At 59.5% G+C, this 22,870-nt stretch carries 21 protein-coding genes; 11 read left to right on the top strand and 10 right to left on the bottom strand.

Translation table 11 applies throughout. The annotated features are described in order from the left end of the window. Positions 1 to 9 precede the first annotated feature (9 nt). The 3 genes from B30_RS03710 to B30_RS03700 form a co-directional block, all read right to left on the bottom strand. Positions 10 to 864: an ABC transporter permease gene (locus tag B30_RS03710; protein ID WP_009570676.1), complete on the bottom strand. Its 855-nt coding sequence runs from the start codon at positions 862 to 864 to the stop codon at positions 10 to 12. Next, a complete protein-coding gene (locus B30_RS03705) occupies positions 861 to 1,667 on the bottom strand; it encodes an ABC transporter ATP-binding protein (protein WP_040401862.1) in 807 nt (268 codons plus the stop codon). The genes B30_RS03710 and B30_RS03705 overlap by 4 nt, the downstream gene beginning before the upstream one ends. A gap of 90 nt (positions 1,668 to 1,757) precedes the next feature. After that, on the bottom strand, positions 1,758 to 2,765 hold the full coding sequence (locus tag B30_RS03700; RefSeq protein WP_009570674.1) for an ABC transporter substrate-binding protein: 1,008 nt from the start codon (positions 2,763 to 2,765) through the stop codon (positions 1,758 to 1,760). 252 nt (positions 2,766 to 3,017) lie between these two features. On the opposite strand from B30_RS03700, the gene B30_RS03695 reads away from it, so the two are divergent. Beyond that, entirely contained in the window at positions 3,018 to 3,413 is a 396-nt protein-coding gene (locus B30_RS03695) for a RidA family protein (protein WP_040401891.1), read from the top strand. Positions 3,414 to 3,430: 17 nt separating this feature from the next. Here B30_RS03695 and B30_RS03690 read toward each other — a convergent pair whose 3' ends face one another. The 4 genes from B30_RS03690 to B30_RS21250 all read right to left on the bottom strand — a co-directional run bounded on the left by B30_RS03690 (position 3,431) and on the right by B30_RS21250 (position 5,715). Further along, entirely contained in the window at positions 3,431 to 4,375 is a 945-nt protein-coding gene (locus B30_RS03690) for a PHP domain-containing protein (protein WP_009570672.1), read from the bottom strand. 163 nt (positions 4,376 to 4,538) lie between these two features. Continuing rightward, on the bottom strand, positions 4,539 to 5,168 hold the full coding sequence (locus B30_RS03685) for a ParA family protein (RefSeq protein WP_009570671.1): 630 nt from the start codon (positions 5,166 to 5,168) through the stop codon (positions 4,539 to 4,541). Then, positions 5,165 to 5,335, bottom strand: coding sequence for a hypothetical protein (locus tag B30_RS22315; RefSeq protein WP_176832834.1), 171 nt, complete (start codon positions 5,333 to 5,335; stop codon positions 5,165 to 5,167). Before B30_RS22315 ends, B30_RS03685 begins: the two co-directional genes overlap by 4 nt. Positions 5,336 to 5,466: 131 nt before the next feature. Continuing rightward, positions 5,467 to 5,715, bottom strand: a complete 249-nt coding sequence (locus B30_RS21250) for a hypothetical protein (RefSeq protein WP_157789782.1) — start codon at positions 5,713 to 5,715, stop codon at positions 5,467 to 5,469. A 46-nt stretch (positions 5,716 to 5,761) separates the two neighbouring features. Here B30_RS21250 and B30_RS03670 point away from each other — a divergent pair, with 46 nt between their 5' ends. Both B30_RS03670 and B30_RS03665 read left to right on the top strand, forming a co-directional pair. Further along, positions 5,762 to 6,724, top strand: coding sequence for a 2-hydroxyacid dehydrogenase (locus B30_RS03670; RefSeq protein WP_009570668.1), 963 nt, complete (start codon positions 5,762 to 5,764; stop codon positions 6,722 to 6,724). Positions 6,725 to 6,959: 235 nt separating this feature from the next. Next, on the top strand, positions 6,960 to 7,241 hold the full coding sequence (locus B30_RS03665) for a hypothetical protein (protein WP_009570667.1): 282 nt from the start codon (positions 6,960 to 6,962) through the stop codon (positions 7,239 to 7,241). Between the two features lie 22 nt (positions 7,242 to 7,263). Here the strand turns inward: B30_RS03665 and B30_RS03660 are convergent, their stop codons facing one another. From B30_RS03660 to B30_RS03650, 3 genes are all read right to left on the bottom strand, one after another. Continuing rightward, positions 7,264 to 7,932 (bottom strand): L,D-transpeptidase, encoded by a 669-nt coding sequence (locus B30_RS03660; RefSeq protein WP_009570666.1) that lies wholly within the window; start codon positions 7,930 to 7,932, stop codon positions 7,264 to 7,266. A gap of 190 nt (positions 7,933 to 8,122) precedes the next feature. Beyond that, on the bottom strand, positions 8,123 to 11,728 hold the full coding sequence (nifJ, locus tag B30_RS03655) for a pyruvate:ferredoxin (flavodoxin) oxidoreductase (protein WP_009570665.1): 3,606 nt from the start codon (positions 11,726 to 11,728) through the stop codon (positions 8,123 to 8,125). Next, positions 11,721 to 13,394 carry an NAD(P)-binding protein gene (locus tag B30_RS03650; RefSeq protein ID WP_009570664.1) on the bottom strand — a complete coding sequence of 558 codons (1,674 nt, stop codon included), beginning with the start codon at positions 13,392 to 13,394 and terminating at the stop codon, positions 11,721 to 11,723. Before B30_RS03650 ends, nifJ begins: the two co-directional genes overlap by 8 nt. Positions 13,395 to 13,695: 301 nt before the next feature. On the opposite strand from B30_RS03650, the gene B30_RS03645 reads away from it, so the two are divergent. The 8 genes from B30_RS03645 to B30_RS03610 all read left to right on the top strand — a co-directional run bounded on the left by B30_RS03645 (position 13,696) and on the right by B30_RS03610 (position 22,802). Then, a complete protein-coding gene (locus tag B30_RS03645) occupies positions 13,696 to 14,412 on the top strand; it encodes a TetR/AcrR family transcriptional regulator (RefSeq protein ID WP_009570662.1) in 717 nt (238 codons plus the stop codon). Beyond that, positions 14,405 to 15,367 carry an HlyD family secretion protein gene (locus tag B30_RS03640; protein WP_009570661.1) on the top strand — a complete coding sequence of 321 codons (963 nt, stop codon included), beginning with the start codon at positions 14,405 to 14,407 and terminating at the stop codon, positions 15,365 to 15,367. Before B30_RS03645 ends, B30_RS03640 begins: the two co-directional genes overlap by 8 nt. A gap of 3 nt (positions 15,368 to 15,370) precedes the next feature. After that, positions 15,371 to 16,336, top strand: a complete 966-nt coding sequence (locus tag B30_RS03635; RefSeq protein ID WP_009570660.1) for an ABC transporter ATP-binding protein — start codon at positions 15,371 to 15,373, stop codon at positions 16,334 to 16,336. Continuing rightward, on the top strand, positions 16,333 to 17,478 hold the full coding sequence (locus tag B30_RS03630; RefSeq protein ID WP_009570659.1) for an ABC transporter permease: 1,146 nt from the start codon (positions 16,333 to 16,335) through the stop codon (positions 17,476 to 17,478). The genes B30_RS03635 and B30_RS03630 overlap by 4 nt, the downstream gene beginning before the upstream one ends. A gap of 198 nt (positions 17,479 to 17,676) precedes the next feature. Further along, positions 17,677 to 18,936 (top strand): imelysin family protein, encoded by a 1,260-nt coding sequence (locus B30_RS03625; protein ID WP_009570658.1) that lies wholly within the window; start codon positions 17,677 to 17,679, stop codon positions 18,934 to 18,936. A gap of 97 nt (positions 18,937 to 19,033) precedes the next feature. Further along, complete coding sequence (locus B30_RS03620; RefSeq protein ID WP_009570657.1) at positions 19,034 to 20,623, top strand: di-heme oxidoreductase family protein; 1,590 nt, start codon at positions 19,034 to 19,036, stop codon at positions 20,621 to 20,623. A gap of 6 nt (positions 20,624 to 20,629) precedes the next feature. Continuing rightward, positions 20,630 to 21,670, top strand: a complete 1,041-nt coding sequence (locus B30_RS03615) for an imelysin family protein (RefSeq protein WP_085952013.1) — start codon at positions 20,630 to 20,632, stop codon at positions 21,668 to 21,670. A 40-nt stretch (positions 21,671 to 21,710) separates the two neighbouring features. After that, positions 21,711 to 22,802: a DUF1513 domain-containing protein gene (locus B30_RS03610; protein WP_009570655.1), complete on the top strand. Its 1,092-nt coding sequence runs from the start codon at positions 21,711 to 21,713 to the stop codon at positions 22,800 to 22,802. The last annotated feature ends 68 nt before the right edge of the window (positions 22,803 to 22,870 follow it).

The following is a 22,870-nucleotide window of genomic DNA, read 5'->3' as shown; positions in this document are numbered from 1 at the left end:
TCAGGTTCCTTATGACTCCCGTTTGATCGCACTTTCGTGCCATTTGTGAAGCAGCGCGTGGCTTAAAAGCGAGGCTGCGGTAAAGATCACGACGCCTGTGGCCGCGATCAAAAGAAGCGCCGCGAACATGCGCGGAATGTTGAGGCGATACCCCGCCTCAAGGATGCGAAACGCCAAACCCGATCCGATGCCACCCGTGCCCGCGACATATTCGGCCACCACTGCCCCGATCAAGGACAGACCCCCGGCAATGCGAAGCCCGCCCAAGAAATACGGCAGCGCGGTCGGCAGTTGCAGATAGCGCAGGCGTTGCCACCGGGTCGCGCCGTAGATTTTATAGAGATCGCGCAGGTTATGGTCGGTGGAATTGAGGCCCAGCGTGGTGTTGGACAGGATCGGGAAAAACGCCACGATCCACGCACAAAGCAACAGGCCCGCCAGACGGTTTTCGACATAGATGAAAATCAACGGCGCGATCGAGACCACGGGCGTGACCTGAAGGATCACCGCGAACGGGTAAAACGACATCTCGAAATAGCGCGATTGGGTGAACAGGATCGCCAGCCCCACGCCGCCGATCACCGCCACCGACAGAGCGGCCAAAGTGATTTTCAACGTCACAACAAGGGCAGAGGACAACATGCCCCAATCGGCAATCAGGGTTGTGATCACAAGGCCGGGACCGGGCAAAATGTAATGCGGGATGTCATTCCAGACCACGATCCGATCCCACATGAAAATCGCAAGAGCGATCACCACAACGGGCAGGACCCATTTGGCGATGCGCTCGCGTTTTTGGGCGCGGGCGTGGCGCAGTTCTTCTTCGTCGACCACCAGCGGTGGGTTCATATCGGTCAAACTCATGCGGAAGCCCTCGCGCCATGTTGATTCATTGCGCCGTGCAATGCGTCCGAGGCCTTGCGGCACAGGTCGGCATAGGCGGCGGAGGTGCGGAAGTCTTCGGTGCGCGGGTAGGGCGCATCGACCGTGACCTCCGAGGACACCCGCCCCGGACGCGCCGCCATGACAACGATGCGATCCGAAAGAAACACCGATTCAAACACCGAATGGGTGACGAAAATCACCGTGCATTTCAATTTGTCTCTGAGGTCCAACAGATCGTTGTTCAATTTGTGCCGGGTGATTTCATCCAAGGCGGCGAAAGGTTCATCCATCAGGATCAGCCGCGGCTCTGTGACCAAAGCACGGGCGATGGAAACGCGCATTTTCATCCCCCCCGAGAGTTCGCGCGGATAAGAGCGTTGGAATTTCTCAAGGCCAACCATGTTGAGCGCCCACATGATCTCGTCCTGCACATCCGAAAGCGATTTGCCGCGCAGGCGAAATGGCAGCCAGACGTTTTGCTCGACCGTGGCCCAGGGCATCAAAGTGGGCTCTTGGAACACCACGCCCAGATCGCCAGAGTTTTGACCGCCCTCCCACGAAATCTGACCCGAGGTGGGCCGCATCAGCCCGGAAATCAGCCGCAAAGCGGTGGATTTGCCACAGCCAGAGGGCCCCAAAAGCGAAATGAAATCGCCCTGATTGACGGTCAGGTTCATGTCTTTGAGGGCCACGACATTGCCGTTGAACACCTTATCGACATTCACCATATCCAAGAGCTTTTCGCGCTGGCCCATGGGCGGAATTATGTTGGGGGAGGTCATGTTTACCTGCTGGTTTTAGAGATCACGGGGGCGGGACAAACGGATCGCGCCCCCGTGTGAGATGTCAGGGAGGGTCTCAGGCCAAAGGTCTTATTTGAGATCCATCCCGACCTTTTTGTTGGTGAAGGCCAAGGTGTACGCGGCAGAATAATCCAGCCCCGCCTCGATCACGCCCGCATCGACCATTTTGTCGTAGAAATCTTTGATCTTTTCATCGGTCATCGCCCCGATGCCCAGCTCAAGCGCGTCGCCACTGTCGACGATGCCTTCTGATTTCATTTTCTCGATGGCAAAGTCGATCTTGTCCTGGGTCATGTCCGGGTTGGCGGCCATGATCATCGCATCGGCGGCCGAGTGATCGCCATAGATGTAATTGTACCAGCCCTTGGCCGAGCCATCGACGAAACAGGCCACAGATTCGGGGCTTTCCTCAATGGTGTTCTGCATGGTTTCGATGGTGGTGGCATAGGTCGAATAGCCCGCATCCGCGATCAGGAACACGTCAGGGGTAAAACCACCCTCTTTTTCAATCACATAGGGTTCGGAGGACAGGTAGCCCTGCATCGCCTTGCCTTCATCGGCCAGGAACGGGGCGGGGTTGAACGTGTAGGGTTCGCGCTGTTCAGCGGTAAAGCCATAGGCGGCCATCATCCATTGGTAATAGGAGGCAAAGCCGTTGTCGCCGATCAACAGCGTCAGCTTTGTCAGGTCGGCGAATGTGTCCGCCTGGCCGGGGTGGGCGATGATCACCTGCGGGTGTTTTTGAAACGTGGCGGCCACGGCCACAACCGGGATGCCCTCTTTGGCGGCATTGAAAGCCTGCAAAAGATCGCCACCCATGTGAAACTGAATTTTATTGGCCAGCAACAAGGCGCGGTTGTTCACCTGTGGGCCGCCAGATTGGATGGTCACATCCAGACCGCATTCGGCATAGGTGCCATCTGCGACCGCTTGGTAATAGCCACCGTGCTCGGCCTGAGCCAGCCAGTTGGTGCCAAAGGTGACCGGGGTCAGATCGGCGGCCATCGCTCCCGTGAGGGCGGCGGTGGACGTGGTCGCGGCAAGTGTCAGCCCCGCGAGGACGCGTTTGAGTGTCATGTCAATTCTCCGTGGGTGAAATTCCGAAGACCATCCTAGCGAGCGGTTCCGGGGGGAAGGGTAGGGCGGGGCGGCGCTTTTGATTGGGCAAACGTGAATTGCACAATTCTGCGGCGATTTTCTGGCCGGATGGTCAAATATCATGCGATAGACGGGGATTTCGGATGCGCCATTGTACACAATTCGGGTCTTTTTCGGTGCAACCTGCCATGCAGAGGGCATGCGACCGAATCTCAAATGGATGTGCCGACGATGAAAAAAGCCCTGACGCCCCCGAGTATTGCCGCGCCTTTTGGCGCCTATTCGCATGGGATTGATGCGGGTCCGGGTGGGCGGATCATCGTGACGTCGGGTCAACTTGGCCTTGCCCCCGATGGCACCTGTCCCGAGGGCGTCAAAGCCCAGTCAGAACAGTGTTTCGCCAATATTGACGCGATTTTGACAGAGGCGGGTGCGGGACGATCCGATGTGATCCGCATCTCCGCGTTTGTCACCCGGCGCGAAGATTTTGCGACCTATATGGCGGTGCGCGATGCGTGGTTGGCGCAGGTCGCGGTCAAACCCGCCTCCACCCTGATCATCGTCACGGGCTTCACCCGTGCAGAGTTTTTGGTCGAGGTCGAAGTGACAGCGGTCGCGCCCGTTTGAGGCGCGACCGGATATGACTATTTTTTCGGCATTTTATAGGCCGGGTTGGGCATTGGGTTGGACCATGCCCGTTTTCCGGCCCGATCCAACACCGTCACACGCAGCCAAGGGCTGTTGAAAAACCGCCCCAACGGCACCTCTGCTTGGGTCAGGCTTGCGCCGTGGACGGCGGTGGCGGCGCTGCCATGGCCCTGCACGATCACGGAGGAGACGGCGCTGCACTGCACCGTCATCGCTTTGTCGCTTACCTCGACGTGGCGCAATTCCGGGCCTTGCGAGCTATAGAAATCGCCGCGTTTGAGCGCCTCCAAAAGTGCTTCCGGGGTGTTCTCTTCGGATTTGACCATGACCCAGCCGCCGAAATGGTCGGGCTCGGAAAAATGTGCGTCATCGGTGGCGATCAGGGTCAGGTCGCGACCTTCCGAGAGCAACAAATCGGCATAAAACGCCCCATCTGCGCGATCACAGCCCATGGCACAGCCGTGGTTGTAAATCTCGACCGCATGGGCGGCCTCGATGGAGCGCGCATCTGCGAGCGACATGCCCGACCATTGCGGATGTGCCACGGCGACAAAAGCGCCTGCGTCACGGGCGCGTTGGGCAAGTTCGGGGCCGGTTTCTTGGCCTTCCACGGGCACAAAGGCCGGGCTGTTGGAGGGCGCGAAATCGGCGGGCAGGCCGACCGCGAGAATATGCCAAAGCTCGCCATTTTCCATCGCGCCCGAATGCAATTCAGCACCCAAGATCGTGGTAAACGCGTCATCGCGGAATGGCACAGTGTCGGCCAGTGGATAGTTGTAAACGCCGACGAAATGATCCGTCAGGGCAATGAAATCATAGCCCTCGGCTTTATAGCGACGGCAGACCTCGGCAGGGTCCAATATCCCGTCGGAGAGCGTGGAATGGGTGTGAAGATTGCCGCGATAAAAACGGCCGGGGGCGGTGAAGGCGGATGGGATCATGCGCGTAGTGTCCTCTAAGCGGTGTTGCATGGAGGTAGCGCCGAGCTGTGTCGCGAATATGACAGTCGCGCGACTGACCCGTCTTTGCCGGGGCAGATTGGCCGATTCTTACTGCTTCGTCATGCGGCCAGAGGGCAAAATCTGTGGGCCAGAGCGCCTGAATTTAGAGTTTGACACCCATGCGTTTGAGCACCGGCTGCCATTGCTGTTTGATCGGCGTGAATCGTGCCTGTTTTTGGTCGAAAATCGACAGGCCTTCGCGGGCCAAATCGACATAGGCGGCGCGTTCCGAGATCATGGTCACAAGCTCTTGACCATTGGCCGCCAGGAATTCCTTTAACAACCGTGCATCTTTGCGCCTTGGATCAATCCGTGACCCAATGGGCAGGATGTCGATTTTGCCTTTTTTGATCTGTTTGATCTCGCGCAGGGATTTCAAAAACCCTTTGGCCGCCAATTCGTCAAACATCGAGGCCATCACCGGGGTGACCATGACATCGGCGTCTTTCAAAAACGGTTTTGCCTCTTCCGCGCCAAGCCCCGCGCCGCTGTCGATCACCAGCCATTCGGTCTTTTTGGGCACCGAAGGCCGCGCCGTGCCGGACCAATCGAGCAAGGGGATATGTGGCGCATAGGCGGAGCGGCGTTTGCCCCATTGGCGCGCCGATTGTTGCGGGTCGGCATCAGCCAAAGCGACCTTGAACCCCGCCGCTTTCAACGCCGCGGCCAATGTGATCGCCGTCATGGTTTTGCCGGATCCACCTTTGCTGTTGGCGACCAGTAGCGTTTTCACGAGGACGATCCTTTCTTACTGTTTTTCTTGATGAATTTCTGAATATGCTCGCGCAATTCGCGTGAAGCCGAGGTGCCGGTTTTCTCGCAAAGCGCGACAAAGTCATCCCGGTCTGCCTTGGGCAGGCGAATGATCAAACTGCTGTCTTTTTTGCTTTTGGGGGGCATGTGATGTCTCGGTTCGGGTTGATCTTTGTATATACGTTTTAAGGCGGTCGTCAACCGCCTTTCCCGAAAAACCTTTAGAAAAGCCACAGAGTAAATCGGCGTGCCGGTGAGGTCTTCGAACCGATCCAGCATCAGACCCGGCAGTCGGTCATCCACTGGCCGACCACGCCCAGCCCCAAAGCGCCGGAAATGTCGCCCATGGCCATCATGCACCTGTCGAACCGGCCCATTTCCCAAATCAATGGCGACTCCAGAGCGCCATTTGGGCGGGTCGATCCCGACCAGTTCTTCGAATAAGGCGGCTCAGCGCAGGGGAAGCCCGAGGGGACATCGGGCAATTTGCGCTTTTCCTCGCCGTGATCAAATGACACAGTCCGCAAGGCCGCGCGCCATACATGCTCTCTTGTTTTGAAAAGGACCCGCCACATGTCTGACCTGCGTCTGTCTGATCCTGTGACCCTTATTTCTTCTGACAGCTTCACCCCGGATGAAATTGCGCGGATCGAGGTCGTCGCCCCGGCGCTGCGTGCCGGAACCAAAGAAGCCCGCGCAGCCTTGCCTGCGGATCAGCGTGCCTCAATCAAAGCCATTGCGAACAAGGGCCATCGGGCGATTGATGGCGCACAAATGGACCTGTTTCCCAATCTCAAACTCATCGCGCAATTTGGCGTCGGCTATGATGCGATCGACGTCGCGGCGGCGACGGCGCGTGGGATCAAAGTGACCAATACACCGGATGTGTTGAACGAAGATGTGGCGGATTTGGCGGTGGCGATGATGCTGGGCTGGGCGCGCCAAATCCCGCAAGGCGACGCGTGGGTGCGCAATGGCACATGGGCATCGGGGCGCGAATTGCCGCTCAATCGCAAAATGTCCGGGGCCAAGGTGGGCATTGCTGGGATGGGCCGGATCGGCCGTGCCATTGCCGATCGTTTGGCGGCATTCAACATGGAGGTCCACTATTGCTCACGGGGGGAAAAGGACACGCCCGGCTGGACCTATCACACCGATGTGGTGGCTTTGGCGGCGGCGGTCGATTGGCTTGTGGTCGCCGTGGTCGGCGGGGACAGCACGCGCGGCTATGTCTCGCGCGCGGCCATCGAAGCACTGGGGCCGCAGGGCGTGGTGATCAACATCGCGCGCGGCACATGCATTGACGAAGAGGCGCTGATCGAGGCGTTGCAACAGGGCAAAATCGCTGGCGCCGGGTTGGATGTGTTTTACAATGAGCCGCATGTCGATGCGCGGTTGATCGCGATGGACAATGTGTTGTTACAGCCGCATCAGGCGTCTTCGACTGTCGAAACCCGCCGCGATATGTCCATGGCGCAATGCGCCAATTTGGCGGCGTTTTTTGCCGGTGAGGCGTTGATCACGCCCGTGAATTGACACGGGTGACATCTGGCCCTCTGTCTTTCTCGAAAGAGGTGTGGCGTCTTTCTGCGGGACAGGCGGGCGGGAAACGCCTAAAGGGGAGGTGAAAGCGTTTCGCGACAAACTTGGCTTAAAGCTTTGGCGTGAAACGCACAAACCCTATAGGTATTGCATGTGTTTCGTAAATAAGTTGTGTCTCAGCTTGGTTTCGAAACGCTTTGGCGATGAGTGACGCAAAAGGAAAAAGTCGATGAAATATGGTTTTGTACTGGCGGGATTGGTGGCTTTGGCGGGCTGCGCGGACCCGATGACACAGGTGACGCCGGAGGGGTTTCTCAAAGAGGTGCCCGAGAGCGTCCTTGCCCTCGCGGCCCCGGATCAAAACCTCAATGCCGTTCAGCTCAACCCCAAAGACGGCTGTTTCTGGTATCAGCATGTTGGCCCGGTCGAGACGACAATGTTGCCGTTGCGCACCCCGCGCGGCAATGTGATTTGCGCACAGCAACAAGAACCGCAACTGACGGCGATGTGATCTGAGGGCGGGTCGGGTCGTATCAGCTTTGCGCTGTGACGACCCGTTCCGCCGGATAAAGATGGGCGGTGGCGCCGGTGTCGACCCGATCATAGAGGTCGATCACATGGGCCATGACCATCCGCACACAGCCCGAACTGGCGCGCGACCCGATAGAACGCGGGTAGGGCGTGCCATGGATGCGCAGATAGGTGTCGCGGTTGCCCACGTAGAGATAGAGCGCGCGCGAGCCAAGTGCGTTGCGCGGGCCCGGCGCCATCCCATCGGCGTATTGCGCATAGGTTTCCGGCTCGCGTTTGATCATGTTGGGGGTCGGGGTCCAAGTGGGCCATTTCACCTTGCGTTTGATCGCATAGGTGCCGGGTTCATAGAGACCGTCCCGCCCAATCGCCACGCCATAGCGCATCGCGGTGCCGCCCTCTTCGATCAGATAGAGATAGCGCGCAACCGCATCGACATGGATGTCACCGGGGACGAGACCGGCATTGGCTTCAACCCGGCGCGGCAAAAACCGATCGTGCAGATCCCAAGGGTTGGTGGTTTCAAGATCGAAATTCGCGGGCGTCACCTGCGCATCCCAGGCCTCCCAATCGCTTTTTGTCGCGGCCATGGCCGGTGTCGCCACCGCGCCGAGGGCAGTTGCGGAAAACAGCGCGGTGGAGGTTTGAATGAAATGGCGACGGGTGAACATATGCGTGACTCCTTGGGGCAGCAGGGTGCGGCAGCAACCCAACTTTGTCATACTTAAGCTAACCCCATAAAAACGCAAGTTTTTGCGGGCGTGTTCACGATCTCTTTAACTTTTCCATAAAGAAGGGCCTCACCCAAATCCTCGCGGGGTCGGATGAGGTGACTGTCTGTGTTGACCGCAGAGGGTTTGGTTAAAACGACCCCGTGCCCATCACCCGGCTTGGGTCCGGGCCTTTTTCCATCTCGGCGAATTCCTCATAGGTGCGGTATTTGTCGATGATGCCTTTTTGCGCCAAGGCCAAAAGGTCCGCCGCCTCTTCGGGGCGCGATTTTGTCAGGGCGCGATACCGCAACTCGCCGTAGGCATAGTCTTTGAAGGCCAGGCTCGGGCGCGGGCTGTCGAGGCGGAAGGGCGGCTCGCCCGAGCCATGCAGCGCCGGATCATAGCGCAACAGCGGCCAATAGCCGGATTTCACTGCCTTGGCTTGTTGATCCATGCCTTTCGACATGTCGATCCCATGCGCGATGCAATGAGAGTAGGCGAGGATGATCGACGGCCCGTCCCACGCCTCGGCCTCGCGGAAGGCGCGCAGGGTGTGTTGCGGGTTCGCGCCCAAGGCAACCTGCGCCACATAGACATTGCCATAGGCGATGGCTTGCAGCGCCATGTCTTTGCGGTTGGTGCGTTTTCCGGCGGCGGCGAATTTGGCGATTGCGCCCAGTGGCGTGGCCTTTGAGGCCTGCCCTCCGGTGTTGGAATAGACCTCGGTGTCCATCACCAGAATGTTGACGTTGCGGCCCGAGGCCAAGACGTGATCAAGGCCTCCGTAGCCGATGTCATAGGCCCAACCATCGCCGCCAACGAGCCAGATGGCGCGTTTGACGAGGTGATCGGACAGCGACAACAGGTGCTCGACCTCAGAGGTTTGCGGCAGGCTTAATAGCTTGACCCGCAGCTCCGCCACCCGTTCGCGTTGGGTGCGGATTTCACTTTCGCGGATTTGCGGCGCGGTGAGGATGGCGTCGACCAAATTCTCTCCTACGTCACTTGCCATGCCGGTCAATAGCGCGCGCGCCACATCGGTTTGTTTGTCGACGGCCAAACGGAAGCCAAGGCCAAATTCGGCGTTGTCTTCAAAGAGTGAGTTGGCCCAGGCTGGACCGCGCCCCTCGACGTTTTTGGTCCAAGGCGTGACGGGCAGATTGCCGCCGTAAATAGACGAACATCCGGTGGCATTGGCCACCATGAGACGGTCGCCAAAGAGCTGCGACAGCAGTTTGACGTAAGGCGTTTCGCCACAGCCCGCGCAGGCGCCGGGGAATTCGAACAGCGGTTCCAAAAACTGCACGCCGCGCACATTGGCGAAATCGACGCGGGATCGGTCATTGACCGGAAGGCTTTCAAAAAACGCAATATTTTCGCGTTCCTTTTCGGGCAAATCGCCTTTGATCACCATGTTGATGGCTTTGTGAGACGGGTCATCGGGCGACACCGCCGGGCAGGCCTCGACACATAGCGAGCAGCCGGTGCAATCCTCCAAATAGAACTCAAGCGCGAATTGCGCGCCGGGGTAACCGCGGGTGTTGATCGGTGCGGATTTAAAGCTTTTGGGGGCGTTTGAAAGCAGCTCTTCGTCAAAATATTTCGCGCGAATGACCGAATGCGGGCAGACGAAGGAACATTGGCCACATTGAATGCACTCGTCCGCGATCCAGACCGGCACATCCTCAGCCACATTGCGTTTTTCCCACGCGGCGGTGCCGGACGGAAAAGTGCCATCGACGGGCAGGGCGGAGACTGGAATGTCGTCGCCGAGGCCCTCCATCATTTTCGCTGTGACTTCGCGGACGAAATCAGGGGCGTCATGAGGCACCAAGGCGGGGCGTTCGAGTGTGCTTGTGGCCGCCCTCGGCACCGCAATTTCATGCAATCCGGCCAGTGCACCATCGACGGCGGCAAAGTTCATATCAACGATATGTTGGCCCTTTTTGGTGTAGGTTTTCTCAATCGCCGCTTTGATTTTGACAATCGCTTCCTCACGCGGCAAGACGTTTGAGAGGGCAAAGAAACAGGTCTGAAGGATGGTGTTGGTGCGGGCGCCTAGGCCCACATCGCGGGCGGCAGCCGAGGCATCGATGACGAAGAATTTCAACCGCTTGTCGATGATCGTTTGCTGTGCGGAGCGCGGCAGGCGGTCCCATGTGGTCTCCGGCCCATAAGGCGAATTCAACAGGAAGGTTGCGCCGGGGGCGGCGAGTTTGAGCACATCCATTTTCATCAGGAAATGGAACTGATGACAGGCGACGAAATTGGCCGAAGCGATCAGATAAGGTGCGGCGATGGGCTCGGGACCAAAGCGCAGGTGGCTTTCGGTGATCGCGCCGGATTTGTGGCTGTCATAGACGAAATAGCCTTGGGCAAAATGGCCCGGCTCATGGGCGATGATTTTGACCGAGTTCTTGTTGGCCCCCACCGTGCCATCCGCGCCCAAGCCGTAAAACACTGCGCGCACGATGGTGTCTTTTTCGATGTCATAGCTGGGATCAATGGGCAGAGAGGTAAAGGTCACATCGTCATGGATACCGACGGTGAAATTCGTCTTTGGCGGGTCTTCGGACAGATTGTCAAACACCGCTTTGGCTTGGGCTGGGGTGAAGTCTTTGGAGCTGAGGCCGTAGCGCCCGCCGATGACACGCGGCAGGGTGGCGCGGATGCCTGTGGCGACCGCTTCCATCAGGGTTGAGACCACGTCGAGATAGAGCGGCTCGCCACTGGCCCCGCTTTCTTTCGAGCGGTCCAGAACGGCGATTTTTGTTACAGTATCGGGCAGTGCGGAAAGGAAATGCGCGGCCGAAAACGGGCGATACAGCCGTACCACGATGAGGCCGATTTTCTCGCCTTTCGCGACCAGATCCGCCACCGTGGCCGAAATCACATCGACGCCCGAGCCCATGGCAATCACCACGCGGGTGGCGTCCGGCGCACCGATATAATCGAACGGTTTGTAGTGCCGCCCGGTCATCGCGCCAAGTTTCGTCATTTCCTGCGCAACAATGTCGGGCGTGGCGGCGTAAAACAGGTTCGAGGCTTCGCGGCCTTGGAAAAACACGTCGGGGTTTTGCGCAGTGCCACGGATAAACGGGGTTTCCGGCGACAAAGCCCGTTTGCGATGCGCCCGCACGAGATCGTCGCCAATCATCATGCGGATTTGCCCGTCGGGGATCAGGTTGAGCGTATTGACCTCGTGGCTTGTGCGAAACCCGTCAAAGAAATGCATGAAAGGGACGCGGGATTTCAACGTGGCGGCCTGCGCAATCAGCGCCATGTCATGCGCTTCTTGCACGGAGGCTGACGCCAACATGGCAAAGCCGGTGGAGCGCGCGGCCATAACATCCGAGTGGTCGCCAAAGATCGACAGGGCGTGGGTGGCCAGTGAGCGCGCCGCGATGTGAAACACCGTCGGCGTCAGTTCGCCAGCGATTTTGAACATATTGGGCAGCATCAACATCAGGCCCTGCGAGGCGGTGAAGGTGGTGGTCAAAGCGCCCGCTTGCAATGCGCCGTGGACTGTGCCGGCCGCGCCGCCTTCGGATTGCATTTCCTGAATCACCGGAATGTCGCCCCAGATGTTTTTGACCCCCAAAGCAGTCCAATCATCGGCCAATTCGGCCATCGGCGAGGATGGCGTGATCGGGTAGATCGAACAGACCTCGTTGACGCGGTAGGCCACATGCGCCACGGCGGCGTTGCCGTCCATGATGGCGTGTTCGGGCGTCGTATGGGGGTGATCAAGCATGGTGAAGATCCTCCGGGATCATCTCAAGCGCATGGCAGGGACATTGATCGAAACAGCTTTGGCAGCCGGTGCATTTCTCCGGGTCGATCTCATAGCCCAAGCCCGTTCCCAGTTTGACAATCGCGTCTTCGGGGCAGGCGGCAAAGCAATTGTCGCATTCGTAACACGACCCGCAGGAGTAACAGCGCGACGCCTCATAGCGGGCCTCGCGCTCGGACAATCCGCTGAGGACTTCGTCAAAACTTTGGCGTTGGCTGGTGGCGAGCGCGGCTTGTTCTTTCGGATCAACATCGGAGTAAACCGGCAGGTGCAACATGTCGCCGGTGACCAAGGCGGGGGCCTCGTCGGCCACATAGGCCGTGCCCGCAAGCCAAGCGTTGATGTGGCGGGCGGCCAGTTTGCCGTGGCCTGTGGCGATGGTGACGCTTTGCTGGTCGGGGACCATATCGCCGCCGGCAAAAATGCCCGCCGCGCCGGTCATCCGGGTGGCATCGACCTTGACCGTGCCATTCCAACTGAAGGTCAATCCGGGGACGTTCTTGAGAAAGCTGCTGTCGGTTTCCTGACCCAAGGCCAAGACCACGGCATCGGCGGATAATGTTTCAAATTCGCCCGTGGGCAGAGCGCGCCCCTCTGCGCCGATTTCCATCCGCTCGACTTTCAAATCTTCCCCGTCGATCTCTTTGATCGTCGTCAACCATTTGATTTTAATGCCTTCCGCCATGGCCTCGTCGGCCTCAAATTGATGCGCGGGCATATGGGCGCGGTCGCGACGGTAGACGATCAGCGTTTCTGTTGCACCCAGCCGTTTGGCCGTGCGTGCCGCATCCATCGCGGTGTTGCCGCCGCCATAGACGATGACCCGACGGCCCAAAAGCGGCGCGTCGCCTTTGGAGGCATCGGACAACAGGCGCACAGCATCAAGGATTTTCGGCGCTTCTCTCAAAGGGATATCGACATGTTTGCCCGCCCCGGCACCAATCGCCAAATAGACCGCGTCAAAGCCGCCCTCGGTCTTTTCCGCCATCAGGTCGGTGACCTTATGATTGAGGGCGATTTTCACCCCAAGCGCTTCGATCCGGGCGATATCGCGGGCCAATTCAGCGCGCGGCATCCGGTAGGCGGGAATGCCGAAATGCATCATGCCGCCCGCCACGGGACCGGCCTCGCGCATTTCGACGTGATGGCCGAGACGGGCAAGGTGATAGGCGCAGGACAGGCCGGATGGGCCCGCGCCGACGATCAGGATTTTTTTGCCGGAGGGCGGGGCCACCGCTTTGAAGGCCCAGCCTTTTGCATTGGCCATATCGCCCAAAAACCGCTCAATCGCGTGGATCGACACGGAGGTGTCGACCTCACCGCGGTTACAACCGCCCTCGCAGGGGTGGTAACAGACCCGGCCATGCACGGCGGGCATCGGGTTGTCGGCTGTGAGGATGTCCCAAGCGGCGCGGTAGTCGCCCGCCATTGCGCGTGCCAACCATTCGCGGATGTTTTCGCCTGCCGGACAGGCCGCTGCACAGGGCGGGGTCAAGGTCACATATTGTGGGATTTGACGGCGCACAGGCCCCGTGCCACCGATCTTGGTGTGATCAATGAGAGGGGTGAAATCTTTGCGTTTGCTGCCGGGGGCTGAGTCGGCTTTTGGGTCTACAGAATGGGACATGTCAGATGCCTTATGAGGTCTGGCCTGACACAGCATCGCGGGGTTCGTCGGACGTGGCGTTGACATAAATCAAGGCTCGCATGGGTTTGATTTGGCTTGTAACTTTATGATTTTACAATGGCCTTATTTGCTGTTTTGTGTCGCTCCCGATTGAGGTCCGAAGGGTGATCGAGAGAGGCCTTATTGGCGGCGCAGGGGTGTTGCGCAAACCCGGCCCGACACGATTTATCTTTACTTGGTGGCTTAATATAAATAAATGACTGGTCAGTTATTTATATTTGCGACTCAACAGGAGCCTCCCGTGACAGCGCAGCCTGAGGATCGGCCCGAGACAGATCAGACCGAGCCAGAACCAAAATTCCGCCGCCGCAAAGACGCGCGCCCAGACGAGATTTTGGACGCGGCGCTCGATCTGTTTGCGGAAAAGGGGTTTGACCGCACCCGGGTCGAAGACATCGCCCGCCGCGCGGGGGTCTCGAAAGGTGCGGTTTACCTTTATTTCCCGTCCAAAGACGCAGTGATCGAAGCGCTGGTGCATCGCGCGGTCGGCAGTTTCGTCGGCAAAATGGCGGATCACATCACCGCGTGGCGCGGTGACCCGCGCCCGCTGTTGATCCGGCTCGTGCCAATCTTTGTGGAACGCGTCTCTGATCCGCGGGTTTTGGCGGTGCCAAAGCTGATCATCAGAGAGGCGCCGAGCCATCCGAAACTGGCCGAAATGTACCGCGAACAGGTGATTGGCACGGCCTTTCCCGCGCTCACCGCGCTGTTTTCGCAGGCGGTGGAGGGCGGATATATCCGCAAAATCGACCCGGAAATGGCAGTGCGCTGTCTGATCGGACCATTTTTGATGCATGTGATGTTGGAGGATGTGTTTGGCATCCGCCCCTCTGGCGCCGCCCCCGGAGAACTGAAACTCGCCACATTGCTCGACACCCATTTGTCGATCTTCTTTGCCGGGCTGGACCCTGACCCATCGCCCGATCCCTCCCCCCAAAAGGACATGTCCCATGGCTGATCTCCCAAGCTGGATTGTCGCTGTCATTGCTGCGATTTATCCGGGATTCACCCCCGCGCCGCCCTATGTTTATGACGGCTATATCGAAGGCGATTACGTCTATGCCGCCGCTGCTGCCAGTGGCCGGATTGATCAAATCACGGTGACGGAAGGTCAGGAGGTGGCGGCGGGGGCGTTGCTTTTTGCCCTTGAGGATGGCCAAGCCAAAGCCAGTTTGCGCAGTGCCGAGGCGCAATTGGCACAGGCTCAGGCCGAATTGGAAAACCTGTCCACCGGATCGCGCGAGGCAGAAACGGAGGTCATCCGCGCCTCGTTGCGCCAAGCTCGCGTGGCCTATGACATTGCCCAAACCCGGCTCGACCGGGCCAAGGCATTGTTGGCCAAAGGGGCAACCACGCAGGCGGCGGTCGATGACGGGCAAGCGGCGGTGGACGAGGCCGCCGCCTCGGTCGCCAATTTCGAAGCGCAGTTGAAAGTGGCGGAATTGCCCGCCCGCGCGGCCCAACGTGTGGCCGCCGAGGCGGGGGTTGAGGCGGCCCGCGCGCAGGTCGATTTGGCACAGTCTAACCTTGAGGACCGACAGGTGCGCGCGCCTCAGGCGGGGCGGGTCGATAAGGTCTATTTCGACGCCGGTGAAGTGGCCGCCACAGGCGTGCCTGTGGTGGCGCTGTTGCCGCCGGGCGATTTGACGGCGCTGTTTTTCGTGCCGGAATCCGAGCGCGCGGATTTGCAGTCTGGTGATGTGGTTCAGCTGAGGTGTGACGGCTGTCCAATTGATTTAACAGCAAAAATCACCCGCATGGCCTCGGACCCGCAATACACTCCGCCGATCCTTTACACCCGCGAACAACGCGGCCGCTTGGTTTACCGGGTCGAGGCCGATGTGATCGAACCAAAGGGCGTTTTGCCGGGGCAACCGATCACGGTCGATGCCGCCTCAGCGGTGGGGAAATAGGCCATGGAAACGGGGTTTGGTCACGCCGATGACATTGCCATTTCCGTGCGCGGATTGACCAAGATTTTTGGCACCCGCAAGGTCGTCGATGGTTTTGATATGGAGGTCAAAAAGGGCGCGATTTATGGCTTTCTGGGGCCGAACGGGTCGGGCAAAACCACCACCATTCGAATGATGTGCGGGTTGTTGACGCCGGATGCGGGCGAGGGACATTGCCTTGGCCTCGACATCGTCAAACAGTCGCGCGAAATCAAAAAGCGCGTCGGCTACATGACGCAAAAGTTTTCGCTTTACGAAGACCTGACCATCGCGGAGAACCTCGATTTCGTGGCGCGGATGTTTGATATGCCGAACCGCAAGCAACAGGTTTTAGACGCGGTGCGCGATCTCGGGCTTGAGGGCCGGGCGCATCAATTGGCGGGCACGTTGTCGGGGGGCTGGAAGCAGCGCTTGGCGCTCGCGGCCTGTATGATCCATGCGCCGGACCTGTTGCTTCTGGACGAACCGACAGCGGGGGTGGACCCCAAGGCGCGGCGCGATTTTTGGGATGAAATCAGACGGTTGAGCGCCAAAGGCGTGACGGTTTTGGTGTCGACCCATTACATGGACGAGGCGGTGCAATGCGACCACATCGCCTATATCGCCTATGGCAAAAAGTTGATCGACGGGGCGGCGTCCGAGATCCCCGGCCAGATCGGATTGCACACATTCGTGGTGACAGGGCCGGATTTGACACCTTTGGAAGAGCGTTTGAAACAAGACGCCGCAGCCGGGCAGGTGATCCGCTTTGGCGCGGAATTGCATGTGTCGGGCACGGACAAAGCGGCGCTTGAGGCGCTGGCCAAACGCGAAACCGCACACGGCAGCCATGAGTGGCGCGCCAAAAAAGCCGGGCTTGAGGAGGCATTTATCTACCTCATGGCGGGGGCGCGCGACAACTTTGGCGCTGAGTTGGAGGTCGTATCATGAGCGGGCGGGGGCGGTTCTTTTCATGGGCGAGCTTTGCCGGGGTTCTGATCAAGGAATTCATCCAAATGCGTCGTGATCGCGTGACCTTTGCGATGATGATCGGCATTCCGGTGGTGCAACTTTTGCTGTTTGGCTATGCCATCGACACCGATCCGCGTCACCTGCCGACCTTGGTGGAAATGACCGAGGAAAGCCCGATTTTGCATGCGTTGACGACGGCGATGGACACCTCCGAATATTTTGATTTCATTGGGGTTTCGACCTCTGAGGCGGAAAGTGATCTGGCGCTGCGAGATGGCCGTGCCACGGTGATCCTGACCGTGCCGCCGGGGTTTGATCGCGATATGATCCGGGGGCTGCGCCCCGAGATTTTGTTGACGGTGGATGCCTCCGATCCGGTGGCGGCGGGGGGCGCGATTGGGGCGATCAATGGTGTGGTCAACACCGCGATTGCGCAAAGCCTGACCGGGCCTCTGGCCTTTGCGGCGGGGGCGCCTGCGCCGTTTGATATGGTCATCCACCGGGCGTTCAATCCCGAGGGCAAGACCTCGACCAACATCGTACCGGGGCTCTTGGCGGTGATCCTGTCGATGACCATGGTGATGATCACGGCGGTGGCGATTGTGCGCGAAAGCGAACGTGGCACGATGGAAAGCCTGATTGCCACGCCAGTGACGCCCGCCGAGGTGATGTTGGGCAAAATCATCCCCTATGTCTTTGTCGGCTATGTGCAAACGCTGGTGTTTTTGATCGCAGCACGGGTGTTGTTCGATGTGCCGTTCGAGGGGGCATTTCTGGCGTTTTTCCTTGGTTTCAACCTTTATATCGTGGTCAATCTGGCGATTGGATTTCTGGTCTCGACCATGGCGCGGTCGCAAATGCAGGCGATGCAATTGTCGTTTTTCACCATCCTGCCGACCATTCTTTTGTCCGGGTTCATGTTCCCGTTTGCGGCGATGCCGGGCTGGGCGCAGGCGCTTGGCACAGCGATTCCCGCGACGCATTTTTTGCGGGTTGTCCGCAAGGTGATGCTCAAAGATGGCGGTCTGCGCGAGGTGGCACCGGATATGTTGGCGATTGCTGTGATCTTGGTCGTGGTGGTGATTGTGGCCTTGCGGCGGTATCGGCAGACCTTGGATTGAGGCGCGAAAACAGTAGTTTACGACGTTTTCTGACAGGGGCTATGCGGTGTTCAATTCCAATTAAAACAATCGGGATTGACATAACATACTAAAAAAGTCAGTTATTGACCCCATGAGCCACCGCCCGAACGCGGGGCAAATGGAACGTGATCTTGACCGCCCAAAGAGGCGGTGGGGCACAGGAAAGGGATAAGACTGATGAAACGCATGACGACGACGGCACTGTTCGCCGCCACCCTGCCGCTGGCACCGGCCTTTGCGGGCGAAAAAGAGGTGGTGGACACCTATGTCGAGATCGGCCACGCCACGTTTGAGGACGCGTTGATCAAGGCGCAGGAGTTGCGCACAGCCATTGACACGCTGTTGACCGAGCCGTCCGAGGCAGGCCTGACAGCGGCGCGCACAGCATGGATCGCCGCTCGTGTGCCCTATCAGCAAACTGAAGTCTTCCGTTTCGGCAACCCCATCGTCGATGACTGGGAGGGCAAGGTGAACGCCTGGCCGCTTGACGAAGGGCTGATCGACTATGTCGACGCCTCCTATGGCGGACCGACAGACGAGAACGAGTATGCCGCGCTCAATGTCATCGCCACGCCGAAATTTACCCTGTCGGGTACCGAGATTGACGCCACCGAGATCACGCCCGAGCTGATCGGCGAGACATTGCATGAGGCGGATGAGGTCGAGGCCAATGTCGCCTCCGGCTATCATGCCATCGAATTCCTGCTCTGGGGTCAGGATTTGAACGGCACTGAGCATGGCGCGGGCAACCGCCCCTACACCGATTATGTGGTGGGCGAGGGCTGCACCAACGGCAACTGTGATCGGCGTGGGCACTATTTGACTGCGGCCACCGATCTGTTGATCTCGGACCTCGAATATATGGTCGGGAAATGGGCCGAGGGCGGCGAAGCGCGTGAGACAGTTCTGGCCGATCCGGCAGCCGGTATTGTGGCGATGCTCACGGGCATGGGGTCCTTGTCCTACGGCGAATTGGGCGGCGAACGGATGAAGCTCGGCCTGATGCTCAATGACCCGGAAGAGGAGCATGATTGTTTCTCCGACAACACCCACAATTCACATTTCTATGACGGTTTGGGGATGCGCAATGTCTTTACCGGCCAATATGTACGAAGCGATGGCACGTTGATCCGCGGCGAAAGCCTGGCCGATCTGTTGACTGCGGCAGACCCGGAGGCGGGTGCAGAATTGAGCGCGGCGGTGGATCATTCCGTGGCCGAATTGGGTCAGATCAAAGCCGCCGCCGAAGCCGGATTTTCCTATGACCAAATGCTTGCGCGCGGCAATGCGGCGGGCGAAGAGTTGATCATGTCGGCGGTTGATGCCCTTGTGCTGCAAACACGCTCGATTGAGCGGGCCGTGACGGTTTTGCAAGCGGGCGAGGTTTCGGTTGAGGGCTCTGACAGCTTGGACAACCCCTCCGCCGTGTTTGAATAAACCCGAGGCAAAACAAATGCGTGGGGGGCATTCGGGCCCCCACTATGGCCCCCCTGAAGCGCCGCGCGTTGACCCCCGCCATTTGGCAAGGACATCTATGCTTATCCTGTCCCCACATGTGAAACAGGCCCCGCGTTTGATCGGGGCTTTGTGCGTTTTATCGGTGTTGGCCGGGCAGGCGGGCGGGGCCGATGGAACCAAAGATGATCCCGCTTTGCCGATCTACCCCCGCACGGCGCAGGAGCAGGCGCGGATCAACGCGGTGACGGCCCCAACGGTTGATTTCACCACGCCAGAGCCGTTTGAGGCCAACCAAGGCGGGGCGGGGACCGTGGCGGATACGGGCGATGACACGGTGTTTTCTCTGCCGCCCACCACGTTGCCCTTGAACGATCGGCTCGATTTCGAATTGGGCCATGCGCTGTTCGCCAAGCTCTGGGTCTCGTCGCCGTCTTCGACCAAGGCGTCGGACGGTTTGGGGCCGCTGTTCAATGCGCGTTCCTGCATGAGGTGCCATGTCAAGGATGGGCGCGGGCATCCGCCAGAACACCCAGACGACAGCCGCGTGTCGATGTTTTTGCGCCTCTCGGTGCCCGCACCCCAAACTGCGGCGTTGACCGAGATTGAGGCCTATCTGGCCGATCTTGACGGGCCAAACGCCACGCCGCGCACACGTCCCGCGCCCGGATATGGCGGCCAGTTGCAGGATTTTGCCATCACGGGCCATGCCGCCGAGGGGCGGATGGAAATCGCCTATACCGAGATCCCCGTGACCTTAGCTGACGGTGAGGTTGTGATGTTGCGCAGGCCGAATTACACCATTTCAAATCCGGGCTACGGTGCTTTGCCCAAGGATCTGCAAATCTCGCCGCGTGTGGCCACTCCGATGATCGGTCTGGGCCTGTTGGAGGCGATTCCGGCAGCTGATCTTTTGGCCCATGCTGACCCTGAGGATGAGAATGGCGATGGGATTTCGGGCAGGCCTAATCTGGTATGGTCAGAGCGGGAGGGGGCACCGATGCTGGGTCGGTTTGGCTGGAAAGCCGGGGAGCCGCGCGTGGAACACCAATCCGCCGCCGCCTTTCATGGTGACATTGGCATTTCCACACCGCTGTTTCCCACCACGTTTGGTGATTGCACGGTGGAACAGGTCGCCTGTCGCACAGCTCCCGATGGTGCGGGGGACGTGCGCGGCGATGAGATTGATCAATCCGGTCTCGATCTTGTGACGTTTTATGCCCGCAATCTGGCCGTGCCCGCGCGCCGGGATGTGGATGATCCAGAGGTCCTGCGCGGCAAGGAGATGTTTTACACCTCGGGCTGCGCGTCGTGCCATGTGCCGAAATTTGTCACCCACCGGCTTGAGGGCGCGACCTCGACCCCGCAGTCGTTTCAACTGATCTGGCCCTATAGTGATCTGCTTTTGCATGACATGGGGCCGGATTTGGCGGACAATCGCCCCGAGGGCCGCGCCACCGGGCGCGAGTGGCGCACGCCGCCGTTGTGGGGGATCGGTTTGACGGCGCAGGTTTCCGGGGCTACGACCTACCTCCACGATGGCCGGGCGCGCTCGCTTTTGGAAGCGGTGCTCTGGCATGGCGGTGAGGCGCAAGCGGCGCGCGATGCTGTGACGGTGATGTCAAAATCGGATCGTGCCGCTTTGATCCGGTTCCTAGAAAGTCTGTGAGGACATATGCGTATGAGATTTCTGGCCACTTCGCTTGTCACCTCCCTTGGGCTGGGCCTGTCCTTGAGTGTCGCGGCGCCGGTTCTGGCCGACCCGTTGCAAGACGCGCTTACGCGGGCGGTGGATCAGCATGCGACTCCGGCGGTTGCGCGGTTTGATCACGCCGCCACGGCCCTGTCGGATGCCGCCGCCGCAGATTGCACGCCCGAGGCTGTCAAACCCGCCTATAACGCCGCGTTTGACGCGTGGATGGGGCTGCAACACCTGCATATGGGACCGCTTGAGACCAATGGCCGTATTCTGACCATCGCCTTTTGGCCCGATAAAAAGGGCCTGATCCCGCGCGCTCTGGCCGATATGATTGCGGCCAAAGACCCGGTTGTGCAGGACCCACAGGCGTTTTCGCAAGTTTCCATTGCCGCACGCGGGTTCTTTGCGCTCGAATACATGCTCTATGATGACGCCTTTGATGACTATGCGGCGGGCAGCTATTCCTGCGAGCTGGTTCAGGCGATCACCCATGATCTGGGCCGGATGGCGCAGGTGATTGACGCGGAATGGACCGCGCCAGACGGGTTTGCCGACACGTTGCGCGAGGCGGGAGCGGCGGCAAAACCTCACTATCTGACGCCGCAGGAAAGCGTTCAGGCGCTTTATACCATGTTGATGTCCGGCCTTGAGGACACCAAAGGCAAACGCATTGCCCGCCCGTTGGGAACGTTTGACAAGCCGCGCCCAACCCGCGCCGAGGCCTATCGGTCGGGCCGCTCCGAGCGCAATGTGGTCTTGTCCCTGAGTGCCGCGCGCGATTTGGCCCGCACCATGGCACCGGGCGACATGAGCGCCAGCGAAGAGATGTTTGCCGAGGTGATCGGCTTGGCCGAGGCCTTGAATGACCCGGATTTCTCTGGCGTCATTGAGCCGATGCAGCGGCTCAAAACCGAGATTGTTGGCCAGCGGATCGAGGCGCTTTTGGGCGCTTTGGCCAATGACGTTGGTCTGCCTTTGGGCGTCTCCGCCGGGTTCAACGCCTCCGATGGCGATTGATCGTTGCCGCCGCCTCTCTCCCCCTCTCAAAGGACTACCCATGACCTCCCGCCGCACATTCATCAAAGCCGCCATCGCTGCCACAGTTGTCCCGCGTCTGAGTTGGGCCGATGCCGGGTCTCCGGCCTATTTGGGGGCGGCGCGCGATGCCTCGGGCGATTACGCGCTCTATGGCATGGATGAGGCGGCGCAGATTCTGTTTCGTGTGCCTTTGCCCGCCCGCGGCCATGCCGCCGCCGCCCATCCGAGCAAACCCGAAGCGGTGGCCTTTGCTCGTCGTCCGGGCACCTTTGCCGTGGTGGTAAATTGCGCCACCGGCTCCGTCACCCATCGTTTGGATGCGCCTCAAGGCCATCATTTCATGGGCCATGGGGTGTTTGTCGGCGAGGGCAATCTGATGCTGACACCAGAGAACCACTATACTGAGAAAAAAGGTGTTTTGGGCATCTGGGATCGTGCGAAAGGCTATAAACGTGTGGGCGAAGTGCCGAGCCATGGCATTGGTCCCCACGACATTCGCGAGCTGTCCGATGGCAGCCTTGTGATCGCCAATGGCGGGATTTTCACCCATCCTGAGATTGGCGAGGGGCGCGAAAAACTGAACATCGCAGATATGACTCCGTCTCTGACCTATCTGAACGCGGATTTCGGCCTCGCAGAGCAGCATGTTCTTGCGCCCGAGTTACACCAGAATTCGATCCGGCATCTGGCCGTGGGCCCCGACGATCAGGTCGGTTTTGCGATGCAATGGGAAGGCGATGCCGCCGAGGCCGTGCCGCTTTTGGGGCTGCATCGACGTGGTGAAGATGTGGTTTTGGCCGAGGCGGATTTGGCCGAGCATGTGATGATGCAGGGCTATGCCGGGTCGATTGCCTTTTCGGGCGATGGCTCTGAGGTAGCAATCACGTCGCCACGCGGCGGTCGGTTACAACGTTTCGCCGCCGACGGCACGTTTTTGGGCGCGGTGTTGCGAGCGGATCTCTGTGGTCTTGCACCCTTTGGTGCGGGCTATCTTGGCTCTGATGGCTTTGGCGCGCTTTTGGCGCTCAAAGACGATATGCGGCCTTTGACGGCGGTTCCGGGGCTGGCCTGGGACAATCATTTGGTGGCTTTGCCCGCGCATGTGGCCTGACATCTTTGGGCGGGTGCGGGGCGCAGGTTTGGCAGATTGCAGGGCGCTAGCTGCGGCGGATGATCGGA

Source organism: Celeribacter baekdonensis B30 (assembly GCF_000299875.1).
Taxonomy (GTDB): domain Bacteria; phylum Pseudomonadota; class Alphaproteobacteria; order Rhodobacterales; family Rhodobacteraceae; genus Celeribacter; species Celeribacter baekdonensis_A.
The sequence above is the reverse complement of the archived record's forward strand: the minus strand, read 5'-3'. Positions and strand labels throughout refer to the sequence as shown.